20 protein-coding genes are annotated in these 22,958 nt (G+C 48.8%); 12 read left to right on the forward strand and 8 right to left on the reverse strand.

The window, feature by feature from the left end:
- Window positions 1–56: 56 nt before the first annotated feature.
- Both LN737_RS11415 and LN737_RS11420 read left to right on the forward strand, forming a co-directional pair.
- A complete protein-coding gene (locus LN737_RS11415; RefSeq protein ID WP_405518924.1) occupies window positions 57–197 on the forward strand; it encodes a hypothetical protein in 141 nt (46 codons plus the stop codon).
- Between the two features lie 8 nt (window positions 198–205).
- Entirely contained in the window at window positions 206–511 is a 306-nt protein-coding gene (locus tag LN737_RS11420; RefSeq protein WP_405518926.1) for a hypothetical protein, read from the forward strand.
- Window positions 512–562: 51 nt separating this feature from the next.
- On the opposite strand, the gene LN737_RS11425 is transcribed toward LN737_RS11420, so the two are convergent.
- From LN737_RS11425 to LN737_RS11445, 5 genes are all read right to left on the reverse strand, one after another.
- Entirely contained in the window at window positions 563–1,501 is a 939-nt protein-coding gene (locus LN737_RS11425; RefSeq protein WP_405518928.1) for an NAD(P)/FAD-dependent oxidoreductase, read from the reverse strand.
- Window positions 1,502–1,630: 129 nt separating this feature from the next.
- Window positions 1,631–3,349 (reverse strand): GMC oxidoreductase, encoded by a 1,719-nt coding sequence (locus tag LN737_RS11430; protein WP_405518930.1) that lies wholly within the window; start codon window positions 3,347–3,349, stop codon window positions 1,631–1,633.
- A gap of 79 nt (window positions 3,350–3,428) precedes the next feature.
- The gene (locus LN737_RS11435) at window positions 3,429–4,142 is read right to left on the reverse strand and encodes a gluconate 2-dehydrogenase subunit 3 family protein (RefSeq protein WP_405518932.1); all 714 of its coding nucleotides are present in this window, start codon (window positions 4,140–4,142) and stop codon (window positions 3,429–3,431) included.
- A 58-nt stretch (window positions 4,143–4,200) separates the two neighbouring features.
- A complete protein-coding gene (locus tag LN737_RS11440; RefSeq protein ID WP_405518933.1) occupies window positions 4,201–5,151 on the reverse strand; it encodes a DUF3445 domain-containing protein in 951 nt (316 codons plus the stop codon).
- Between the two features lie 151 nt (window positions 5,152–5,302).
- On the reverse strand, window positions 5,303–5,698 hold the full coding sequence (locus LN737_RS11445) for a helix-turn-helix domain-containing protein (protein ID WP_405518935.1): 396 nt from the start codon (window positions 5,696–5,698) through the stop codon (window positions 5,303–5,305).
- 123 nt (window positions 5,699–5,821) lie between these two features.
- Between LN737_RS11445 and LN737_RS11450 the strand changes: the two genes are divergently transcribed.
- The 3 genes from LN737_RS11450 (at window position 5,822) to LN737_RS11460 (ending at window position 12,511) form a co-directional block, all read left to right on the forward strand.
- Complete coding sequence (locus LN737_RS11450) at window positions 5,822–6,202, forward strand: DoxX family protein (protein ID WP_405518937.1); 381 nt, start codon at window positions 5,822–5,824, stop codon at window positions 6,200–6,202.
- A 24-nt stretch (window positions 6,203–6,226) separates the two neighbouring features.
- Window positions 6,227–6,958 (forward strand): DsbA family oxidoreductase, encoded by a 732-nt coding sequence (locus LN737_RS11455; RefSeq protein WP_405518939.1) that lies wholly within the window; start codon window positions 6,227–6,229, stop codon window positions 6,956–6,958.
- A 405-nt stretch (window positions 6,959–7,363) separates the two neighbouring features.
- Window positions 7,364–12,511: a fibronectin type III domain-containing protein gene (locus LN737_RS11460; RefSeq protein WP_405518941.1), complete on the forward strand. Its 5,148-nt coding sequence runs from the start codon at window positions 7,364–7,366 to the stop codon at window positions 12,509–12,511.
- A gap of 37 nt (window positions 12,512–12,548) precedes the next feature.
- On the opposite strand, the gene LN737_RS11465 is transcribed toward LN737_RS11460, so the two are convergent.
- The 3 genes from LN737_RS11465 to LN737_RS11475 form a co-directional block, all read right to left on the reverse strand.
- Complete coding sequence (locus LN737_RS11465; RefSeq protein ID WP_405518942.1) at window positions 12,549–13,478, reverse strand: cation diffusion facilitator family transporter; 930 nt, start codon at window positions 13,476–13,478, stop codon at window positions 12,549–12,551.
- A 45-nt stretch (window positions 13,479–13,523) separates the two neighbouring features.
- Complete coding sequence (locus LN737_RS11470; protein ID WP_405518944.1) at window positions 13,524–15,737, reverse strand: TonB-dependent receptor domain-containing protein; 2,214 nt, start codon at window positions 15,735–15,737, stop codon at window positions 13,524–13,526.
- Between the two features lie 71 nt (window positions 15,738–15,808).
- A complete protein-coding gene (locus LN737_RS11475) occupies window positions 15,809–16,126 on the reverse strand; it encodes a DUF6660 family protein (RefSeq protein WP_405518946.1) in 318 nt (105 codons plus the stop codon).
- A 171-nt stretch (window positions 16,127–16,297) separates the two neighbouring features.
- Between LN737_RS11475 and LN737_RS11480 the strand changes: the two genes are divergently transcribed.
- The 7 genes from LN737_RS11480 (at window position 16,298) to LN737_RS11510 (ending at window position 22,956) form a co-directional block, all read left to right on the forward strand.
- Window positions 16,298–16,864 carry a hypothetical protein gene (locus LN737_RS11480; protein ID WP_405518947.1) on the forward strand — a complete coding sequence of 189 codons (567 nt, stop codon included), beginning with the start codon at window positions 16,298–16,300 and terminating at the stop codon, window positions 16,862–16,864.
- Between the two features lie 71 nt (window positions 16,865–16,935).
- A complete protein-coding gene (locus tag LN737_RS11485; RefSeq protein WP_405518948.1) occupies window positions 16,936–17,223 on the forward strand; it encodes a transcriptional regulator in 288 nt (95 codons plus the stop codon).
- Window positions 17,224–17,240: 17 nt separating this feature from the next.
- Complete coding sequence (locus LN737_RS11490; RefSeq protein WP_405518950.1) at window positions 17,241–17,780, forward strand: hypothetical protein; 540 nt, start codon at window positions 17,241–17,243, stop codon at window positions 17,778–17,780.
- Window positions 17,781–17,898: 118 nt separating this feature from the next.
- Window positions 17,899–18,276, forward strand: coding sequence for a hypothetical protein (locus tag LN737_RS11495; protein ID WP_405518952.1), 378 nt, complete (start codon window positions 17,899–17,901; stop codon window positions 18,274–18,276).
- Window positions 18,277–18,382: 106 nt separating this feature from the next.
- A complete protein-coding gene (locus tag LN737_RS11500; protein WP_405518954.1) occupies window positions 18,383–20,725 on the forward strand; it encodes a TonB-dependent receptor in 2,343 nt (780 codons plus the stop codon).
- Window positions 20,726–20,728: 3 nt separating this feature from the next.
- On the forward strand, window positions 20,729–21,940 hold the full coding sequence (locus tag LN737_RS11505; RefSeq protein ID WP_405518956.1) for a sialidase family protein: 1,212 nt from the start codon (window positions 20,729–20,731) through the stop codon (window positions 21,938–21,940).
- A gap of 332 nt (window positions 21,941–22,272) precedes the next feature.
- On the forward strand, window positions 22,273–22,956 hold the full coding sequence (locus LN737_RS11510) for a response regulator transcription factor (protein ID WP_405518958.1): 684 nt from the start codon (window positions 22,273–22,275) through the stop codon (window positions 22,954–22,956).
- The last annotated feature ends 2 nt before the right edge of the window (window positions 22,957–22,958 follow it).

The raw sequence follows: 22,958 nt of genomic DNA on the forward strand, positions 1-22,958 counted from the left end.
TGATTGGGGGTATGCAAAGAAATTAACATTTCGACGCAGTTACAAGTTAAGCAGCTATGACAAAGCTAAACACAACCATTCTACAATCGCTGAGCAGTGGCCTTATTGGCGCTACGGTTCTGACGGCCCTTCATGAAACGGCCCGCCAATTTATCGACGATGCCCTCGGGCGGATATTCTGGGGGAGCGGGCCATAAAGAAAGTGATGAAAAAAGCGGATCTGGATCCGCCTGCTGGTGATGAATTGTATTACTGGGCATTAGGCGGAGATCTCGTTTCCAATGCACTCTATTACAGCCTCGTCGGTTTGGCCAAGCCAAAACACGCGCTGCTGGCGGGTACGGCGCTGGGGCTTGCCGCCGGAGTCGGTGCGGTTGGGTTACCTGGCCCGCTTGGACTTGGCACGGCTCCCAGTTCCCGTACACCAGCTACAACGGCTATGACCATCGGTTGGTATTTGATTGGTGGTCTGGTAACGGCCAGCGCGTTTACAATACTGAAACGTAAGTAAAGCAGTTGCCCTGATGTGTGTTCTGCCTGTCGGATAATAGTTTGCATTCACTTACGTGGGCGCAGGCAGTGCAAAGCGCTTTTCTAAATCGGCCTCAATTAATTCGCGATTTATCCAGGCCCCTGCTTTACTTCCACCCGCTACGGCAATCGAAACCTGTCTGAACGGTGAATTGATGTCTCCCGCTACGTATACACCCGCTACGTTGGTCTGACCAAATTCATTGGCAATGATTAAGCCCGAAGTCGTTGTTGTACATCCGAGCTGGTTCGCCAGATCTGAATGTTGCCGAAAGGGAACCCGGCTATACAGCGCGTCAAGCTCGATAAGGGAGCCGTCAGCAAAACGCAAGTCGGTCAACTGACCCTCCTTGTGGTTGATAGCTACCAGTTCTGTCTCAATAAGTGGAATACCCAATAACGTAACGTGCTGTTTCTGCTCGGAGGTTAGCGTTGGTGTGCCGTTCGTAAATAAAGTCAGGTGCTGGCTCCAGTGTTGAATCAGGCGAACCAGTTCATAGGCGGTTTCGCCATTCGCCAGAATACCGAGTCGCTGACCCTGTACTTCATAACCGTGGCAGTAAGGGCAATGCAAAACCGAGCGTCCCCAGCATTCGGCAAAACCCTGAATCGGCGGCATAAGATCTTCAACGCCCGTTGCCAGGAGCAGCTTTCCAGTTGCAAAACGCTGACCACTAACGGTTTCAATTACAAATTCGTGCTGATCTGATTCGACTTTTGCGGCCAGATCAGTCAGAAAAGTAACGGTCGGATAACGTAGTACCTGTTCTCTGGCAATAGCAGAAATCTGGGCTGGTGTTTCCCCATCTCTGGTCAGAAAATTGTGGGAATGGGGCGTCTGGCGATTGCAGGGTTTCCCGCTGTCAATGATTAGCACGTTACGTAACGACCTTCCTAAAGCCATAGCTGCGCTCAGTCCGGCGTAACTTCCTCCCACAATGATTACATCAAACGAATGTTCCGGCTGCATACAATTAATTGTTTGCAACAAATATACGAGTTTTCTCTTAAATGCAACGATGTTGCATTTAAGAGAAAACTTCTTTTACCATTTGGAATATGTCGTTGGCGCTTTACGGGCCAGTCGGCAAAATAGAGGCTATAAGTTCATGCGTTTCAGTTCACTCACGGCATAGGCGGCAGCGCGGGCAGTAAGGGCCATATAGGTCAGCGATGGATTTACGCAGGAAGATGAAACCATCGCGGCTCCGTCCGTAACGAATACGTTTTTCGCACCCCAAACCTGGTTGTGGGCATTCAGTACGGATGTTTTCGGATCGCGACCCATCCGGGCAGCTCCCATTTCGTGAATGCCAATGCCGGGGTTTTTGGTATTATCGTTGCGGGTCTTGACATTTTTCAAACCAGCGGCTTCGAGCATTTCGGCGGCATCGTTCATCATGGCTTTCCGCATGCCCACCGTATTATCGCCCCAGGCCGCGTCGAACTCAATGATTGGCAGTCCCCATTTGTCCTTCTTATCCGACAGGCGCATACGGTTGTTTGGGTCGGGCAGGGTTTCGCCAAAACCGCCGATGTTGAATTCCCAACGACCGGGCTTTGTCAGATTGTCTTTAAAAGCCGGTCCAAATCCATCCTGCGAAGCGCCAGCCACCCAGTCCTGACGTGCCCCCCGGCCCTGATAGCCAAAGCCACGTACAAAATCCTTCCGTTTATCGTCGCCCCAGTTGGCAAAGCGAGGAATGTAGATGCCGTTGCCCCGACGACCGTAGTAGTACGTATCCTGCAAGCCATCGTACTCGCCCGAAGCGCCAGCGCCAAGGTGATGGTCCATCAAATTGCGGCCCAGTTGGTCTGAATCGTTGCCCAGCCCATTCGGAAACCGCTTCGATGTGAATTGCATCATAATCCAGGCCGTGTTCATGGTTGAAGCGTTCAGGAAAATAATTTTAGCATAATACTCCTGTGTCTGCTTCGTATTCTGGTCAATGACCCGCACGCCCGTCGCTTTATTTTTCTGGTCATCAAACAGCACCTGATACGCAATTTTATCGGTAATTACGGTCAGGTTGCCGGTCTTCACAGCAGCTGGCAACGTAGACGACTGCGTACTGAAATACGCCCCGAACGGACAGCCCCGCACACATAAATTCCGAAACTGGCACGATGCCCGACCCAAATCAGTATGAATTTTCTGCGCTACGGAAATAATAGCCGGCCGACCAATCACTAAATGGCGGCCCTTAAAATTCTTTTCAATACCTGATTTGGCCAGCAGTTCAACGCTATTCATCTGCATGGGCGGCACAAATTCGCCATCGGGCAAAACGGCCAGCCCATCCTTATTGCCAGATATACCCGCAAATCGCTCAACGTAGGAATACCAGGGTGCCAGGTCTTTGTAACGTATAGGCCAGTCAATGCCATGACCATCTTCGAGATTAGCGGTAAAATCCCGTTCATTGAGCCGGTAGCTCTGCCGCCCCCACATGAGAGATCGACCGCCCAGGTGGTATCCCCGAATCCAGTCATAGGGCCTTTTTTCGAGGTAGGGCACCTCCGTATCTTTCGTAAACATGTGCCGCTGATCTTCGCCGGGTTTTCCGCCCGAGCGTGCGTTGGCCCAGTATTCTTCAGCCGCCCAGAGTTCGATTTTCCCCCGGTGTGGAAACTCCCAGGGATCTTTCATGGCTGTTGTGTAATCCGTTACGTGTTTCAGGTCGGGGCCTCGTTCCAGCATCAGAACCTTTAAGCCTTTCTGCGTCAGTTCTTTGGCGGCCCAGCCACCCGATATGCCTGATCCTACCACAATAGCGTCGTAGGTCATTCCTTTTTTAGCGTCGAGAGTAAGGTTCATTGCTTTAATGAATCATGAAGACTGGAAAATGGATTGTAGGGAGTCACTGCCACAGGATACCCGGTCATTATTCATTTCGTTACGTAGCCCAGGCTTTTTGTCCTTCTTTCAGTTTAACGACTCCCTCGTAGCGGCCGGGAATTTTTACGTATTCCAGTGCTTGTGTACAACCGATCTCCGAACTGAAATAACACAGAATCGTTAGCTCTTTTACTAACTTGAAGAAAGGCGTAAGGGCAACATTTTTCTCGGCATCTTTCACCACTACGCCCGTTTCGGCATCAACGAGCTTAGCTTCCGTTTGATCGCTTCCGGCGGGTGCAAAAGCTCCTAAATTGGTTTCGGGGTCTTTCGCCAGTTTCTCCTGACGTTTGGGGTGCTGTTTTGCTTCGGTTTTAGCCTGTTGCTCAAACTGTTTCAGAATCGCTGTTTTCTGCTCAATCGACAGCTCAACGAAAGGTTTGCTATATGCTTTCCGGCTTTCGGCCTCAACAGCAGCCAGCCCTTTCATAAAATGATCCTGCTGAGCTGGTTTGTAGCAGTCTTTCAGAATCAGCTGGATGGTATCGGCAACTTTTGCATCTTTCGCACCCGGTGTCGACGTAGCGGGCATAATGACTTCCGTAATCTCCTCAAGAAGAACCTGCTGATCAGTGCCTAAGGTAAAGGCTGAGGGTGTATATTTTTTAGTTCGATGCGGTTGATACCCCTCAAGAATGGAAGCCATCGTTGGGGCCGAAAGCGCACTACCCATTGTCAGCGCTACCTGTAGAATTGCTTCTCTGCGTTTCATGATAAATCCGTGTTAACGATACCAGATTCTGATTCTAAGAGTACGTAATGGCTCAATCCTACTTGTTGACTAACGCGCTGTCGGCATGAATACTGTTTTCCAGAAAACCGATCAAGGCATCTTCAAAAGGAGCAATCGCTTTGTAGCTGAGCATTTCCGGGGGCGTAGTGCGAATTGTGCCGAGTATACGTACCGCGCGGTCACGGTCAGCTGCTTCATCCGCCAGGACATTCTGATACGTATGAATCCCGAACAGCACCGCTCCTGAGCGTGGCAGTCGGGTGAAGGTCTGACGCTCGATCCGAATAAATAGCTGGTTGCCAATGGAATCGGACGTCAGCGTAGGAGCCAGGGCAGCCAGCTCATTGTTATAAGCCGTTGAATATTTGGTAGACATATCCAACTGATCCGTTGTTTTAAAGTTCCAGCTGGCTCGCCAGATCGGCCGATGTTCCGGGATGCGTTCGAGGAGTTTATGGGCTGCCTGCAACGTAGATTGTACCATTGCCGGAGCCGGGCGGTGAATACCCAGAAATGTCTGCCCAAATTTATCATCCAGACACCAGCCGTTCGGAAAGCACAGCTGACCGGCTACAAGCGTAGCGGTTCCGTCGGCGCTCAGAATGATCAGGTCTTCCTGCACCTGTCGGCCTGCCCAATCGAGCGGAGCCAGAGGTAACGAGTTGGTGTTGCCAAAGATAAAGCGTTGTTCTTCCGCCAGTTTATGATTGATCCAGTGCCACGAATCACCTGATTTGATCAGTGAAAAATGCTGTGGGTGGTTGTAGGCAGCTTCGGTGAGTACCCGGTCCAGTACGTCCCATTGGGCAAGTTCGGTGCCTGGCTGTGCCTGGAAATAATAGCGGTGATTATGGAATAGTAACGCTCGTTTCAGCGAAATCTCATGCCCATAGTGATCATCAACTTCCACGAGCGATTCGTCGGGCCGGAGCAGAACCGTTCCCATGCGATGATCGAATTCGTTCCTAAATGGAAAGTAAGGAAGCATAGCTTAGCAGGTAGAGGTATACTAAGCTATCGGTTTTTTTAAAAATCCATATAAAATACTAGTATATGGCCTTCAATTCAATATTTAATTTTATATAAAAATGAAAAATCCATATTTATCTAAATACTGGCACTTTTTTGGTAGTTGCAGGCTACTCTTTTCCTAAAATTCGCTTTCTGTGCTGCGCCCCCCATTCCCGTAGCTCAGCAATTACTTTTTCCAGCGAATGCCCGTAAGGGGTCATCGAATAGTCAATAACGACCGGATAAGAATCATGAACGGTACGTTTTATCAAGTCATTCATTTCCAGCTCTCGTAATTCTTTCGAAAGCATTTTGTCGGTTATGTTCGGAATTTCCTTGGCGATCTGCCCGAAACGTTTGTTGCCGAACGTAAGGGAAATGATAATGGGTAATTTCCATTTGCCACTCAGGATATCCAGCGCATCCCGAACAGGAAGAATCATGTTGGTACACTCGCTATGATTGTGTGGACTATGTGGGGCCGGGTAACTGTCGTCGGTCAAAAAATCGGTTTGTGTTTCCATTGTATTGGGCTGCACTATACTGAAGTATAGCACTATCCATCAGTATAGTACTTTATTATGTATAGCAAATATAGATAGGTTTGCAACGGTTAACAAGAAAGTTGGCCAAAAAATCTTACTTCTATGAAACGCGATAAAATAGTGTATTGGGCGGCTACGTCACTGGTTGTGCTAAGTTTGGGTTTTGCCGGATTTGCGTACTTCACTGATCCGGCCGTAGCTGCCGGGTTCAAACATCTGGGATTCCCTGCGTATTTCCGGGCGGAGTTGGGGATTGCCAAAATCATAGCGGCTCTGGTGCTGATCATTCCCGCTGTGCCTGCTCAAATCAAGGAATGGGCGTATGCGGGCGTCGGTATAACATTTATCTCAGCGGCTATTGCACACATCAGTAGTGGTGATCCGCTGGGAATGGTTATTAGTCCACTTGTGTTCTTTGGGATATTGGTGGTTTCTTATCGCTACGCCCACAAAGTACATGCGCTACACGGGCAGTTGGCCTAGAACCGCTCACTAACCACTCTGAATATGCGTAATACAACCGCTCAAAAAATGCAGGTCGAAATCTGGTCGGATGTCATGTGCCCGTTTTGCTACATTGGCAAGCGAAAGTTTGAAAATGCTCTCTCGCAATTTGCCGGCCGGGAGGATGTCGAAATCATCTGGAAGAGTTTTCAGCTTGATCCTAATCAGCCGACGGTTCCCGACAAAACGGTTCAGCAATACCTGGCCGAACGGAAAGGCATGAGCGTACAGCAGGCCCAGCAAATGACCGACCACGTAACAGGTATTGCCAAACAGGCAGGTCTGACATTTCATTTCGATAAAGCCGTTACGGCCAACTCGTTCGATGCCCATCGATTATCGCACCTGGCGAAGCAGCATAATCTTCAGAATGAAGCCGAAGAGCAGTTGTTTGCCGCTTATTTTACGGAGGGCAAAAACACGGCCGACGTCGATACGTTAGTTCAATTAGGCACAAGCATAGGGTTGGACGCCGACGATGTGAAGGCCGTACTGGCGAGTGATCAATACGCCGACGCCGTACGTACCGATATTTATGAAGCTCGTCAGCTCGGGGTTCAGGGCGTACCGTTTTTTGTATTCAACCGCAAATACGCTGTATCGGGCGCGCAGGAGAGCCAAACGTTTCTTGATGCACTAGGACAATCGTATGCTGAATGGAAAAAAGCACAGGTAGAAACCGTACTTGAGGTTGCAGAAGGACCAACCTGCACACCCGAAGGCGATTGCCTTTAACTAAAAGAGCGTTTTGAGAGAAACATGAAAAGCAATTCTCTCAAAACGCTAAATTTATATACGTAGATGTCACTATAATTTCTTATATGTTTTCTTAAGATTTAAGAATGATTTAAGGAAAATTTGTTCATTTATTGCCAAGAAAGTTGCTTTATCTGGATGTAGTTGGCAAATTGGGGGTTTATTCTTCACGTCCCATCTATGCCTGTTCGTTACCTGCTTGCTTTACTTCTTAGCTATTGCCTAGTCACCTCAGCAGTAAAAGCAGATTGCCAACCCCCTCTATATATCAGTACCAGTAGCGTGACTCATGAATCGGCGAGCCTTAACTATTATGGAAATAGCTCGTCTACCTATCAATTGCAATGGCGGGTGGCAGGCAACGCAAACTGGACTACTAATCCGGTGACCACTTTCAGTAATACCTCCTTGACGGGGTTAGCGAATAATACTACGTATGAATGGCGGGTACGCGGCATATGTGCTGTGGGCGATACGTCGACTTTTTCAAATGTAATTGCTTTTCAGACAATCTGTAATGCTCCCTATTTTCTGAGTACATCCTCGGTTGGGAGTCAGTCGGTGAAGCTAAGCTGGACTGTATCCAACACGAGCACAAATAGCGAAGTGCAGTGGCGTGCAGCCGGATCATCAGCCTGGACAGTAGTCAATAACATTACTGCAAACTCCCTTACGTTGAGTGGATTACCCAGCGATACGTATTTTGAATGGAAGATTCGGGCAGTCTGCTCGTCTGAGGCAACTTCTGAATTTATTAATGGCCCTTTGTTTCAAACGCAATGTCCATTGCCCACTAATCTGCAGACCTCATTAAGCAATCCCGATGCCGTTGAACTGAAGTGGAGTTGCGGGCTGACACAAGTTCGATTTGATCTTCAATGGCGTATTGCCGGCGCTTCTGCCTGGAATCTGGTAGAAAATATTGCCCTAACGGAATATGCACTGACAGGACTAACCAACGAAACAACCTATGAGTGGCAGGTACGTACTGTTTGTTCGTCTACCTCAAAATCAGACTTTACCGAAATACAAACGGTTCGTACGCGTTGTCCGCTGCCTACAGATTTAACGGCTACTGCTGTAGCGCATAATTCTGCTACACTCAACTGGTACTATGGATTTCCAGTCAATTTACAATGGCGGGCAGCAGGAGCAGTGGGATGGGCAACGGTAGTGGGGGTCAAATCGCCATATTTACTCACTGGGCTATCCAACAATACCATTTACGAATGGCGAATTCAGGGTGCCTGTCCATCAGCTGCGGTTTCAACGTACACGACCAGCCAGGTATTTACAACTCAATGTTCTGCACCCGGTTATTTGTCTGCTTACAGGTTAAGTAACAACAGCTTACAATTTTCGTGGAGTAGCGCTGCGGCAGGTGTATTTGAACTGCAGTATCGGGTTGCGGGAGCCGCAAGCTGGTCGGTCGTTTCGGGTATTGCTACAACAAGCTATGACCAGGCAGGGCTTATTGTCGGGACTGGTTATGAATGGCGAGTTCGACAGCTTTGTTCGCAAACCGAAGCTTCTGACTTTGTCAATGGTCCCTTAGCCTTTCTTTCCTGTAGTTATCCAAGTGTTTTCCGGGAGGAAAACCTGACAAGCACTTCGGTAGACCTTGTTTGGGAAGATTCGTCGCCCGGTGTATATGATCTGCAATGGAAAGAGGCAAGTGCTACAAACTGGACAACCGTGACCGGTATTACAACCATGCGGTATTCGCTAATCAACCTCACGCCTAATTTGGCTTACCAATGGCAGATTCGTCGGATCTGCTCAGGTACGGCTACATCTGACTACTCGTATGCCCGAGGGTTCACACCAATTTGTCAGCAACCGACTAATTTCAATGTCAGTAATTTAACGGTGTCGTCTGCTACGCTTAGGTGGTCGGTGTATAACTCAAATCCTCCTTATGAGCTACAGTACAGGCCGAGCGGTAGCGCAACCTGGACATCGGTAAGTGGCATAAACGCAACCCAGTATACGTTAACGAATTTAATCAATAACACTACCTATGAATGGCGGGTACGAGCCAGTTGTTCGGGCTCATCTGGCGATTTCCCGTCTACACAGACGTTTCAGGTTCAGTGTGGACAGCCATTTTCCAATCTTACCGTACAGAATGTAGACATTACGTCGGCAGAGTTGGACTGGTTCAATGCCGGAACCAATAACCGTTATGAAATTCAGTATCGGGACGTAACCGGTACTGACTGGGTTGTATTGAGGCCGGAAGCGAATGAAACCGATCCTTTTTACGGGACAGAAAACTACTGGGCCGAAAAACGTTACCGATTGTTTGGGTTAACACCGGGGCGAACCTATGTATGGCGGGTTCGGCTCATCTGTTCGGAAACGGCGTATTCTGACTTTGCCAACGGCTATGCGTTTACAACAAACTGTGCTGTCCCCATCCTGGGCGATTATTTTCAGCAGACCAACTCATCGATATCTATTGGCTGGAATGGTTCTGCCTATTCTTCCAATTATGAATTACAATGGCGGCAGGCCGGGAGTTCTACCTGGAATTCGATAACCGGATTAACGAATAAGTCGTATACATTAACCAATCTGACGGTCGGCTCTACGTATGAAATGCGGGTGCGTCAGCAATGTACGCCAGGGCTGGCCAGTTCGTTTTCACCTGCCGTTTCTGTTCAGTTGCAATGCGTTGTTCCCTGGCTTTTAAATGCGGCCGTGCTTTCGTCGACTTCGGTACAATTAGACTGGGGGTATCCCAATGATGCATTTACGAACAATCGACATTACGAAATTCAGTACCGGGTTAGCGGAACGTCAGACTGGACGACCGTAGCAGGGATTTTGGGGAAAACGTACTCATTAACGGGGTTAACTAATGGCAATACGTATGAGTACCATATCCGGGCGGAGTGTCAGGCGGGAATAATGTCAGCTTACTCAACAGTAGGATCTATTACGGTCAACTGTTTTGCTCCAATTTATTTGTCGGCGCAGACAGTCGCTACATCGGCCCGGCTATCCTGGTCTAATTATTTTTCGGGGCCATTTACCGTTCAGTGGCGAATAAGTGGAACATCGACATGGTCGGAGGTTTCAGTAACCGGAACAGACTATTTATTGACGGGCCTGACGGCTGAAAATACCTATGAATGGCGGGTAGGGCAAAGCTGTGGTGGCCCAGGGCTGACTTTTTCTCTTATTCAAACATTCCAGACCAGTTGTCCATCCATTTCGAATGCGGGTGTTAGTGGTGTAGGCGCTAATAAGGCACAATTAACGTGGTACTCGTCCACTACATCATCCGAAACGGTATATACAATCCAGTATCGAATCAGTGGAACAGTTGCCTGGACAACGGTGAGTGGGGTGACGGGATCAAGCCTTTCGTTAACCGGATTGCAAAGCAATACGTATTATGACTACCGCGTTCAGGTGATCTGTGGATTAAACATATCCTCAACAGCGATTAACTATTTTCATACAGAGTGTCAGGGACCTTCAAATACATATGCCACGAATATTGCAATGCAGTCGGTTGTGCTAAGCTGGGAAAAGAATCTTGATAATGCTCCGGTTGATCTACAATGGCGACAGGCTTATATCAATGCTGGCTGGAATGAAGTGACCAACCTCATCAGTACAACCTACTCGTTAACTGGATTACTCTCCGGAACAACTTATGAGTTTAGATTCAAGTCGGTTTGTTCTCCCAACGAGCAGACAGCATACGCCAATACGCCTTTAACATTTCAGACGCTCTCAGCCACTTCGCCTTCCATTAATTTTTATACATCAATAGCAAGTCTGTCAGGACCATCAGTCCAAGTTACATGGGGCGATGCCGGGCCGAATTCGACCTATTATTTACAATGGCGGGAAGCTTACGGAGAATGGAGCACTAGTGGGCCACTTACGACACGGTCCTATCAGCTCACTAACCTGAACATTGGGACAACTTATGAGGTCCGTGCCGGATATGTTAACACAGGAGGAGCAATCACGTACAGCTTTCCGAACTCATTTACTACATACTGCCCTAAACCCAATTATACGTACGTCAATAATATTTCGTCAACGGGAGCAACATTCATATGGGAAAATGTAAGTTCACCGGTTACGGTGCAATGGCGCGCGGCCGGAACAACTAGCTGGAATTCGGTGCCTGGAATTGTAGGAGGCAATTATTCGCTGACCGGATTGAGCAACAATATGCTCTATGAGTGGCGTCTGCAAACGCCCTGTTCATCAAATCTTTCTACTGTTACCTATCCGGTTGTATTTAAAACGGGCTGCTTAATGCCTTCTTATACATCTGCCGTAAACGTAGGATCGTCAACTGCCACATTAAGCTGGAGTGGGCCAAAGGCAAATTATTCTGTAAAGTATCGTGTAGTTGGTGCGGCAAACTGGATCACACTGGGAACGGTAAACGGCTCACCTTATTCGCTGACGGGTTTAGCGAATAATACAACGTACGAGTGGGCTGTCGCAACGGTCTGTGATAATGTTGTGACTACCTATACTATCCCTGTTCAGTTTACCACACAGTGCGTGGCTCCTGCCAATATGTTTATTAATGCATCTTACGTGGATCGTGCGCAACTTGTCTGGGACGGCGTTGAGTCTACTTATCAATTGCAGTGGCGGTCTGTGGGTAGCTCTACGTGGAATATGGTCCAAAATGTGTCATCGCCTTACCTCCTTACAGGGTTGAGTACCGGAATGACCTATGAGTGGCGTATACGTGGTGCATGCCTCATGGCTAGTGATGGCCCCTTTTCAGCCGGCCCTTCGTTTGACATTAACTGTCCGGCAACCTACATTTATTCGTTTTCAACGAGTAAAATAAAATCCAGCTCAGCTCAGGTAAGCTGGAATACATTTGCATTGGCAAAATACATTGTTCGATGGCGGGCTATAGGGGCTACCAACTGGAACACTACACCAGCCAGTGTTACTCCTCCTTACAATCTGACGGGTTTAGCAAATAATACTACCTATGAATGGCAGGTTCGATCAGACTGTCAGTCGAATTTCAGTACGTCGGCTACCTTTCAAACTACCTGTGCAGCGCCGGATAATTTGTGGGCCGAAACTGTAACAAACTCATCTGCACTGCTGCGCTGGAATGATTCGGGTGAAAATGTAAGTTACGAACTACAGTGGCGTATAGCAGGCACGGCAATCTGGAATACAGTTTCGAATATTGTCGGAACAAGCTACTCGCTCACGGGACTAGGAAATTATACCACCTTTGAATGGCAGGTACGTGGTCAGTGTACAGGTGGCTCTTTGTTTCTGACGACAACTTCATTTAAAACAACGGATGCGTGTACACAGGGAATTTCAACGTTACGGGATGGTAATTGGGATGATCCAACAATCTGGTCGTGCGGTCGTCTGCCAACATCTACCGACAAAGTTCAGATGAAACATTCGGTTTTTGTTCCCAGCAGCTATGGAGCCAAAGCCCAGATAATTCAGTATATGGCAGGTGGCAAGCTCACGTTTGGGGTGGGGGCAAACGTCAAACTAGGGCAGTGATGTATTGCCATAATCCAGTAAGCGGAATACGTATCGCCTAGCAAATTTCTGTTTTACAATCATCTGAGGCCACAATCTCCGTTTCAAGCGTAGCGTGGCTGATATTGCGGTGTTCCAGTCGATGGCGGGCGTCGTGTTTGAGGGTGGCAATCTGTTCGTCGGTCAGGCCCGGTTGGAGAACCAGGTGGGCCGTCAGGGCGTTTTCGGTTGTGCTCATCGCCCATACGTGTACGTGATGTACATCCTGCACGCCCGTTACTGCCCGCAGGTCGGCCAGTACTTCGGGTAGGTCAATGCCTACCGGAACGCCATCCATCGACAGCCGTAAACTGTCGGTGAGCAGATTCCAGGTTGAGCCCATAATGACCACCGCTACGGCAATGCCAATGATCGGATCGAGCCAGACCCAGCCGGTGTAACTGATAATAATACCCGCTATGACAACCCCCAGTGAAACCAGAGCATCGGCGGCCAGGTGCAGATAGGCCCCTTTTACATTCAGGTCGTGTTCTTTATCCCGGTAAAACAACAAAGCCGATGCTGAATTGACAAGAATACCAAAGCCAGCTACCCAGGCAACGGCTCCACCCGCCACTGGCTCAGGATGCCGAAACCGCTGAAAACTTTCCCATAAAATCGCGCCAATGGTAATCAGCAGGATAACCGCGTTCGTGAGAGAAGCTAGCACGGTACTTTTTCGGTAACCATACGTAAAGCTCGGGGTTTGACGAACCTTGGCCAGTCGAAACGCCAGCAGCGAAAGCAGTAAACTCGCTACGTCGCTAAGGTTATGGCCTGCGTCGGCAATGAGCGCCAGCGAGTTGTAGTAGAATCCTAAAATAAACTCGACAACAACATAAATCGCATTCAGACCGGCGCCAATAATCAAGGCGCGGTTGATGCTGGTCAGCACAACGGGACCGTGATTATGCCCAGCGTGGTCTTGATGATCGTGTTCGTGCGGCATGGTGTAATGGAGCGAAGACTATGTGTCCCCGCTACAGTTTATAAGTTAAAGTTTAAACTTGATGCCTGCATTAATGACTCGCCCATCGGTAGGTGCATAAATGTCGGTCACAAATGTCGGTTGTACAGGCGTACCTGTTACCAGCGATTCAAAGCGGGACTGCCGCACATCAAGGAAATTTTCGAAGTTAATAAAGAGGCTGCCTTTCATCGTTGGGCTGAATTGCCATTTCCGTTCGATCATAAACCCGACGGTCCAGTAAGCCGGCGTAATGGTTCCGTTTGTTCGCTGCTGATGCCCCGAATAAAACGCTTCAAAGCCGGTTTTCAGCTTGTCTGTTTCATACAGGGTCGTAAAATAAAGCCGATGTTTGGCGGTTAGCGGAATCATGCCCGTCAGGTTATCGTAACGACGTTGTGTGTCAATAAAAGAATAGCCTAAAAACGCATGAACATCATGATAAACCATACGGACGTTGGTTTCAAACCCTCGCGTTGATAGATGTCCATTGGCCGTTCGAAAATCATATCCATTTGGTTGCTGCGTTAAAATAGTCAGTCGATTGAGCTGCGTATAAAAGAATAACTGATTGATCGACAGGGTGGTTTTGTCGCCTAGCTCAGTCCGGTAATTGATATCCCAGTTCAGGCCCATCGAGGCTTCTGTTTGATCGCTACGTATCGACCGCAAATCAACACCCTGGAACGAGAGTCGCTCGGCGTCCTCCGTAAAAATCGTCGGGGCTTTGTAACCCAGTCCGCCACCCAGCCGACTCGTCCAGTGTTCTGAGACCCGATAAAGGACCGAAAAACGAGGCAGCAAAAATACCTTTGCCTGATCAGTGCTGGGTGTGGCGCTTACCTGGGTACTCACTACGTCGCTGCGGAGGCCGGTTTCCACACTAAGTTTTTCAGAAAGGGTAAGCGTGTTCTGAATGAAAAGACCCGCAATCGTCTGACGATAAATAACGTTTGTGCCTGAGCCCGTAGTCGGGCTATCATCCCGAAAATTGTCGGTCCATACATTTGCGCCAACGATCCAGTCGGTTTTGGCCTGGTGTTTGAAATAATTTATCTCCGAGAAAGACGATTGCTGAAGGCCGTCGAACTGATACGTTGGTAAAACGATAGCACGTTTAAAACGGCTGAAGCTGTTCTTAATCGTCAAAACCGCATCGTTCGTAAAGCGTTTCTCCAGCCGAAACTGAGTGGCCAGCCGTCGGGAGTTGTTGGCTTCGGTGTAGCCCGTGCTCGATTCGCTCCTGATGCTCGGCAAATATCCGCCGGTACGTTGCTCATCCGTCCAGATCACCCCGGCCGAAACCGTCGTTGTAGTACTCGGATACCAGAAAAATTTAGGTTGCAGTGTGGTTCGGGCTATCTGGGGCAAATCCGAAAACTGGTCATGATTCGGGTCGAAGGCGCGTTGCAGGTTTCGGGTAGCATACAGCGTAACCCCCACCTTCTCATTTCGCTGGGCGTAATACCCATTCAAATCAAGGCCAAGGGCAGACGTACCATTTATCAGAAACGACAGATCGCGCTCACGGGTTGGCTCTTTCGTAACCAGATTGACCAGCCCGGCAATGGCGCCACTGCCGTATAAAGTAGACTGACAACCTTTCACAACTTCCACCTGCTTCAGGTTTAATGGAGGAACCTGCATCAGGCTCAAGCCACTCGAAAAGCCACTATAAAGCGGTAAGCCATCCTGCAACAGTTGCGTGTACCGGCCATCTAGCCCCTGAATTCGGAATGTAGCATTCGCCGACATAACGGACGTCTGCTGCACCTGAATGCCCGGACTTTCGCGCAGAATTACGGCAATGTTGGCAGGCTGCATATTCGCTTTTTCGTCGAGTTCTTCATTGTCGATCACCTCCACGCGCGTCGGTTCGTCAGCAACGGTTCGGCCGCTACGTGTGGAGGATACCGTTATTTCGTCCAGCTCCTCCTCCGACGGTTCAAGAGCGATACGTATTGTATCCGTAGAGGTAGTAGCAAGTGTATGGAGGATGGACCGAAACCCAACCGCTGAAATACGCAATCGACGGGCACCGTTTGGAGGGAGTTGGAACGTCACAAACCCAGACGTATCGGTTGCGAAGCCGGTTGTTGTACCGACCAGCAACAGGGTGGCACCCGGAATGGGTTGGCTGGTAAGGTGGTGACGAACCATAACGCGCACTGTATCCTGCCCAAATGCAGGCTTGTAAAAGACTGTAATAGAGATAAATATAAATAAAAGAACGTTTTTCATCTTGTACGGAGAATACAATGGAACCATCCGGTCGATAGATGATCGACCGCGAAAAAATCCACGAAAAACGGTTACAGTTTGGGCGGCTGCCAGATAGAATCAGCGATGTCGGCCTGATCGGGAGACTGGTAATCAAAAACCTGCTCCGACGAAATAAGAGCCACAGGTTCGGATGAAGATGCGTAGTTGAACAGGCGAGGTATGGAGAAGCCAAAGCAGGTGGCACAATGGCAAAACGGGCTACAGGGCGCCTTATGGCCATGATCGTGCTCGTCGGACTGCGACGAATGAGTCATTACGGTTGAAGTCGTATGGCAGTCTGCATCCGGACAGGGTAATCCCGTCAATAACAATAACCAGAGCGACAATAGAAAAACCGTAAACTTCATAAGCCAAAAGTAAAATGTCAGCGAATGCAACAGGTAGTCAAAAACAACAGAATCGATAGAAAGTATTAATCTTAAAGGATTTGTCCAGCTAAAGATCGATTTAAGCTAACAAATGATTTATTTGGTTTATATTATAAACTAGTTTATGTTTGATTCGAAAAACGAAAAACTATGCAATCGGAAGACCCAACCATGTCGGCTGAAGACAGCTTGCGGATCATTACCAGCATGATTGCTCAGGTAAAAGGGAACCTGAAACAAAACAGCTTTTATTTTCTGCTGTGGGGCTGGGTAATCGCGCTTATCAATATGGGTGTATACCTGCTGCTCAAGTTCGAGGTCGCTCATCCGTATCGAATCTGGCTGATTACCATTCCAGCTTTCATTCTTAGTATCGTTTATGGCTATCGGCAGGAAAACAGGGCGGGCGTAACAACCCATTTCGACCGCCTGTCGGCAGGTATCTGGATTTCGTTTAGCGTCACCATCGCCATTGTGATTGCTTTTGGTAAAGCGGTGAACTGGCAAATTCCGGCGCTGGTGCTCGTTATTATGGCGGCTCCAACACTGATTACGGGCCTGTTACTTCGGTTTACACCCCTATTGGTTGGAGGAGCGGCATTCTGGGTGGGGGGTATTTTGTGTTTTATAATTAAAGGTGAGACGCAGTTTCTGATATCCGCCATTGTCATTATCATCGGATATCTATTACCCGGATACCTGCTTCAAAAGAGATAGGCAGGCCTGGTACGTTTTTGCAGAAATAAGCAGTCAATTTCTGATCCTGCCTGACAGTTAGTTAACTCCCTATGTTTAAAGATCTTGACCCGCTGTTGCACTCGCAGTTACGACTGGCCATCATGTCGTTGCTGATAAGTGTCGAATCGGCGGAGTTCACTTACCTGAAAGAAAAAACCAATGCCACAGCGGGCAACCTGAGTGTTCAGCTCGACAAGCTCGCTCAGGCGGAATACCTGACTATTGAGAAGTCATTCAAGGGAAAAAAACCGCTGACAACCTGCCGCATTACGTCCAAAGGTTTACAGGCATTTGACGACTATATCCAGGTGCTCAAAGAGTACATTGAAAAACGCTAAACCAAAAACCAATCTATATGAAAGCGATTTTCCTCATCGGTATGCTAGGTCTGTTTGTGGCTCCTGCGTTCGCGCAATCACCAGATTTTTCGGCTGAGTGTAAAACACAAATGCAGAAATTAGCCTACTTTGTTGGCAACTGGAAAGGCGAAGCTACCCACTCGAAAGGTCTGGGCAAAACCGAGACAATAGCACAGCAGGAAAAAATTGAGTGGCGACTAAACGGAGTTGTGTTACTCATTGAAGGAACCGGACGGCCGATGAATACCGAGGATATTGTTTTCAATGCCTTTGCGGTTGTCAATTATGATCCTGCCGACAAGAAATTCAAGTTCAAATCGTACGTAAAAGAAGGTTTTACCACGAATGCGTACTTTGATGTGGTCGCCGAGAATAAGTTTGAATGGGGTTTCGACGTACCAAACGGAGGTGGTAAAACGCGATACATCATTACGCTCGATCCGGCTAAAAAGACCTGGTATGAAACCGGTGAATTTTCGAGAGATGGCAGTAAGTGGATGAAATTCATCGAGTTGAATCTGAAAAAACTGGATTAAACAGTCAGGACTACTGAGGTAGAGATTCAAACGGATGCGTACTTGATACCGCAAAATCGGCGAGTACACGGAGAAAAATCAACCAACCATTCGTTCCGCTACGTACCTTTGTAATCTTGTGAAGAAGGTCCTCATCTATCTCCTGCTTTTTGCAACACTACTGCCAACAGTTAGTCAGTGGGGGACCATTGCGTGCTATCAGGTCAATAAAGATTACATTGCCCGGGTTCTGTGCGAAAACCGGGACAAACCTCAGCTGCATTGCGACGGGCAGTGTTATCTGGCGAAGAAATTAAAAGCGCAGCAGGATAAGCAGGACAAAGAAACATCCGAGCGCGTTCAGAACACCCCAATTGTGCAGTTATATTGCGAGTTAGGACAATTGTTTGAGTTCTCACCTCACTGGACTCAACTAACCGGATCGGCCCTGCCCGCTTATCAACTTCCTTCTTACCTTACTCCTTCATCGGGGCTATTGCAGCCACCCCAGGTTTAGATCAGACAGTACCGTTGCCGCTACCGGACTAAAGTCTGGCGCAACGCTATGTTTATGGCACTGGACTATGGTCTGGGGCTTATCGTCGATCTAAACTAAAACTTTTGTGAAAACATATATCGTTCTCATAGCCGCCTGGTTATGGGCCATTACTGCCGTTTGTACGTCAGCACAGACGGTAAAACAGGGGCTTGTTTTTGATGCCCAGACCAAAGAACCGATTCCGGGGGTAGCCATTGTATCGACCGACCGGAAACTCGGTACGGTAACCGACAGAGAGGGTCATTTCTCGCTGACAGCTGATGCTGCAACCATTATCGTTTCGGCCGTGGGCTACCACCGGCAGGAGGTTCGTCTGACGCCAGGCCAGGCTCTACAAATCGCTCTTGAACCAGCCGTTGAAGATCTGCAAACGGTGGTCGTTACGGGAAATCGCGAAGCGGCTTTACGCACTGAAACGCCCATCGCCATTTATAAACTGTCCCCTAAACTTATCGAAGAAACGAAGCCAACGGGCATTTATGAAGTGATCAACAAAACACCGGGGATACTGATGGTCAATCTGGGGAATGAACAGCATATGATGGCGATTCGGCAACCCATGACCACCAACGCCTATTTCCTGTATATGGAAGATGGTGTTCCCATTCGACCGATGGGCGTTTTCAATCACAACGCCCTGCTGGAAATGAATCAGTTCACGGTCAGTTCCATTGAGGTGGTCAAAGGGCCGGTTTCGTCCATTTTTGGGCCGGAAGCTGTGGGTGGGGCCGTGAATTTTATTACTCAGCGACCAACGGCCGTACCCACCGCCCGTGTGGGCATTCAGGCCGACCAGTGGGGTTATCAGCGTCTTCAGTTTGGGGCGGGTGCCCGACAGGGGAAGTTTGGCATTTATCTGGGTGGGTTTGTGTCGAAGCAGCGCGATTCGTGGCTAGCCAGTTCGGATTATGATAAATCTTCCTATTTCGCCCGGCTCGAGTATGCCGTTACGTCCCGAACACGACTGACCGGAACGTTTTCGTACAATAACTATGATTCGCAAACCAGCGGCAACGTCGATAGTACAGCATTTTTTGCCCGGCAATACGTCAGCACCACCGATTTTACCTACCGCAAAACGTTCTCGTTACGTTCCCGACTGACCCTTGAGCACGATTGGAAAAACGGATCACAAACCTTCGTTACAGCGTTTTTGCGCAACAACAGCGTTGGTCAGAACCCGACCTATTCAATTCGCTGGGCGAGCGGTTCATCAACCGCTACGGGGCAGATCAACAGCAACGATTTTCGGAGTTATGGGTTTATTGCCCAGCATACGCAACGCTTTCGTTTGCTGAATAGCAAACTCATGGTTGGTGCCACACTCGACCTTTCGCCCAACACGTATTATGCCTACCAGACAGAATTGGCGGCTGAATTGAGACCCGATAAAAAATCCGTTCTGAAATATACACAGCTGCGGGAGCGCCCTGACATTCTGCTGGCTAATTACCAGGCCGACATTCATAACGTAGCGTCTTATGTTCAATATGATCTTGAGCCTTTGCCCAAACTACGTATATCGGCTGGCGTTCGTTACGACCGCATGGCGTTCGATTATACCAATGCGCTGGACAGGAATTCCGGCGGAAAAACGTACAGCCAGGCAACACCTAAGATTGGTGCTACGTATGACTTGGGAAATGGTAAAGGCCTGTATGCCAATTATTCGAAAGGGTTTTCGCCACCGGCACTCACGTCGATTTTTCTCAAACGGACTACCCTCACGCCAGCGGGCGATTTATTTTACTACAACCTTCAGCCCGCCCGGTTCGATAATCTGGAAGTGGGCGGATGGGCTTCGCTGCTGCACAATAAAATTTACCTCGACGGAGCAATTTATCAGATGAACGGGACCAACGAACTGCTCAATATCCGTTTGCCCGACAATTCATTTGATTACCAATCGGCGGGCCGGACGCTGCATCGGGGTATTGAACTTGGCGTTACGTATCGGCCATCGAAACAGGTGTTTTTTCGCTTTGGCGGAACGTACGCTGTGCATCAGTTTGTGGAATTTACGCTCAGCCAGCGCGCTTCCGATGCGGTGCAGAACGTAAACGGCAGGGATATGCCATCGGCTCCGCGTGCGCTCTGGAACACCGAAATCAGCTATTATCCCGCCTGGTTCAAAAACTTCCGGACGTCGGCCGAGTGGCAGCACCTAGCGGGCTGGTATCAGAATCAGATCAACTCCGTTCGGTATGGTGGCTATGATGTGGCCAATGTGCGGGTTGGCTACCAGTGGAAAGGTGTTGAGGTCTTTTCAAATGTATTGAACGTAACCAACGCCCTGTTTGCCACAAACGCTACCCGAGGCAATAATACAACGGATCGAACTACCTACAACCCGGCGGCTCCGCGCACCTTTGTTTTTGGTATTCAGTACACTTTTTCAGGAAAATAAATCATGAAAAATCTTCTTATTCTATTGATAATCCTTGGGTTTACAGTCGAAAAGCCGGAGCCCGTAACACGCATGTCAAACCCGCAGTTTGCTGGCACTGTTCCGCGTCTGACCACCGACGAAGCAGGAAATCCGTTGATTAGCTGGGCCGAGAAAACCGGCGACAACGAAGCCGCTTTCTACTTCGCCTTATCGAAAGATGCTGGTCAAACCTTTGGCGAAAAAATACGTGTAAAGACGCCTGCGGGTATATCTGCCCACGCCGAAGGAATGCCCAAACTAGCTGTAAAAACGGACGGAACCGTAGTAGCTGTTTTTGAAGTGCCGCGGCCAACGCCCGAATCGCGCTTTGCCGCGGATTTGCTGTATACCCTGTCTACCGATAGGGGACAGACCTGGACCGAACCCAAACCCGTGCATCAGGACGTATCGCCCGGAAAAAGTCATTCGTATAGCGATCTGGTCCGTTTACCGAACGGCGAAATCGGGGCCGTCTGGCTCGATGAAAAATTGCCTGGTCTGGAAGGGCGGCCCGTTGTGTTTGCGCAGACAACAAAAGGAAAAGGGTTTGGTACGGCCGTTCTGGTCGATGACAATGCCTGCCAATGCTGCCGGACAAACGTATTTGTGGATACTCAGAAACAGATCCACATAACGTATCGCGACTTAGTAGCTGCCAAATCGGGGGAGCCTTCTGCCCGTGACATCAGCACGGCCGTATCGACTGATGGCGGTAAAACCTTTAGCAAACCGAACGTTGTCTTTGCCGATAACTGGCAGGTAAACGCCTGCCCACATGCGGGGCCGGTTGTCGCTCAGGTAGGTAATGAAATACTGATGACCTGGTTTTCGGGCAAAGAGAATGCAGTTGGTGTTCGGCTGGCTCGCTTGGGCGCTGATAAACTCGTTGCGGGAGTGTGGTCAAACCGGGCAAAACACCCGCAAATCGTATCTGACGGTAAGCGGCTCATTTGGGTTTGGGATGAAGCCATTTCGAAAGATGGAACGGGCGAGATCGGGTCTTTTGTACAGCGGGTTGGTATGCGCACGTTTGACGGTAAACTGAGCAGTGCCACAAAGTATATCACTCCCGAAGCCGTCGATGCTACGTACCCGGCGGCTCTTGTGACAGCGCGGGGCACGCTGGTTGCCTACGAACAGACATCGGATAAGCAGCCTCCTGTGATTGTGGTGCAACTTCTGACGGATTTATAGACGGGCTTGATAATCAATAGATGATCGTATTAAAGCGCCTATTTGGAGTATTTCTTTTCTGTCAAATATTGGTTATATTTTGTCATTCCGACGCCAGGAGGAATCTCAACGTCGCATATAGTCAAGCTTGAGATTCCTCCTGGCGTCGGAATGACAAAAACGCCATTCGATAAAAGCCATTTTTAGGAAGTTTAAACAGGTTCAGGGCTAACAATACACGTGAATACTGGTTTTTACTGAGAGATTAAAAACAGATTAACGTACGATAAGGGTGATTTCGATAAGCTTATCTAATTTCGCTACTGTTGTGTAAGCCGCTATCAGAAGACACTATGCGAGTTTTGATTGTTGAAGACGAATGGGAGGTTGCTGCGCTCATAAAAAGTGGTTTAGAGGAATATGACTTTGTCGCCGATACGGCGGGCAATGCGATGGAAGCCCAGCGTCAACTGGCTGAACATGAATACGATACGGTTATTCTGGACGTAAATCTTCCGGTCATTAATGGGTATGACTTATGCCGTATGATACGTAATAAGTTTGGTGCCCTGCCAATCCTGATGCTAACCGCTTTTGGTAGTACCGACAATAAGGTTGATGGTTTCGAGGCCGGGGCCGACGATTATCTGGTAAAACCCTTCGAATTTCGGGAGCTGGTTGCTCGATTGCGGGCGCTCAACCGACGTAACGCCGGTGCGCCCCTGGAAGCTAACGTACTGAAAATTGCCGATCTTGAGTTTAATCAACAAAGTAAAGCCGTGAAGCGGGATAACCATAAAATTCTGCTGACCGCCCGCGAGCTGGCTCTGCTTGAGTTTTTTCTGAAAAATCAGAATCGGGCGCTTACCCGCAACGAGATCATGGAGCAGGTGTGGGACCTGAATTTCGATACGGGTACCAACGTTGTGGATGTGTACGTCAATTACCTGCGCAAAAAGATTGATAAAGATTTCCCGCAGAAGCTGATTCATACCATCAGCGGTATCGGCTACATCATGCAGGCTTCCGACGACTAACT

The sequence above is a fragment of the Spirosoma sp. KNUC1025 genome, assembly GCF_045160025.1.
Lineage (GTDB): Bacteria > Bacteroidota > Bacteroidia > Cytophagales > Spirosomataceae > Spirosoma.

Coding starts and splice junctions, on each gene's coding strand:
- LN737_RS11440 (WP_405518933.1), bottom strand. CDS start 5,151: ATGCTTCCTTACTTTCCATTTAGGAACGAATTCGATCATCGCATGGGA.
- LN737_RS11455 (WP_405518939.1), top strand. CDS start 6,227: ATGCGTAATACAACCGCTCAAAAAATGCAGGTCGAAATCTGGTCGGAT.
- LN737_RS11490 (WP_405518950.1), top strand. CDS start 17,241: ATGAAAGCGATTTTCCTCATCGGTATGCTAGGTCTGTTTGTGGCTCCT.
- LN737_RS11415 (WP_405518924.1), top strand. CDS start 57: ATGACAAAGCTAAACACAACCATTCTACAATCGCTGAGCAGTGGCCTT.
- LN737_RS11425 (WP_405518928.1), bottom strand. CDS start 1,501: ATGCAGCCGGAACATTCGTTTGATGTAATCATTGTGGGAGGAAGTTAC.
- LN737_RS11445 (WP_405518935.1), bottom strand. CDS start 5,698: ATGGAAACACAAACCGATTTTTTGACCGACGACAGTTACCCGGCCCCA.
- LN737_RS11505 (WP_405518956.1), top strand. CDS start 20,729: ATGAAAAATCTTCTTATTCTATTGATAATCCTTGGGTTTACAGTCGAA.
- LN737_RS11435 (WP_405518932.1), bottom strand. CDS start 4,142: ATGAAACGCAGAGAAGCAATTCTACAGGTAGCGCTGACAATGGGTAGT.
- LN737_RS11475 (WP_405518946.1), bottom strand. CDS start 16,126: ATGAAGTTTACGGTTTTTCTATTGTCGCTCTGGTTATTGTTATTGACG.
- LN737_RS11465 (WP_405518942.1), bottom strand. CDS start 13,478: ATGCCGCACGAACACGATCATCAAGACCACGCTGGGCATAATCACGGT.
- LN737_RS11430 (WP_405518930.1), bottom strand. CDS start 3,349: ATGAACCTTACTCTCGACGCTAAAAAAGGAATGACCTACGACGCTATT.
- LN737_RS11470 (WP_405518944.1), bottom strand. CDS start 15,737: ATGAAAAACGTTCTTTTATTTATATTTATCTCTATTACAGTCTTTTAC.
- LN737_RS11450 (WP_405518937.1), top strand. CDS start 5,822: ATGAAACGCGATAAAATAGTGTATTGGGCGGCTACGTCACTGGTTGTG.
- LN737_RS11485 (WP_405518948.1), top strand. CDS start 16,936: ATGTTTAAAGATCTTGACCCGCTGTTGCACTCGCAGTTACGACTGGCC.
- LN737_RS11510 (WP_405518958.1), top strand. CDS start 22,273: ATGCGAGTTTTGATTGTTGAAGACGAATGGGAGGTTGCTGCGCTCATA.
- LN737_RS11480 (WP_405518947.1), top strand. CDS start 16,298: ATGCAATCGGAAGACCCAACCATGTCGGCTGAAGACAGCTTGCGGATC.
- LN737_RS11420 (WP_405518926.1), top strand. CDS start 206: ATGAAAAAAGCGGATCTGGATCCGCCTGCTGGTGATGAATTGTATTAC.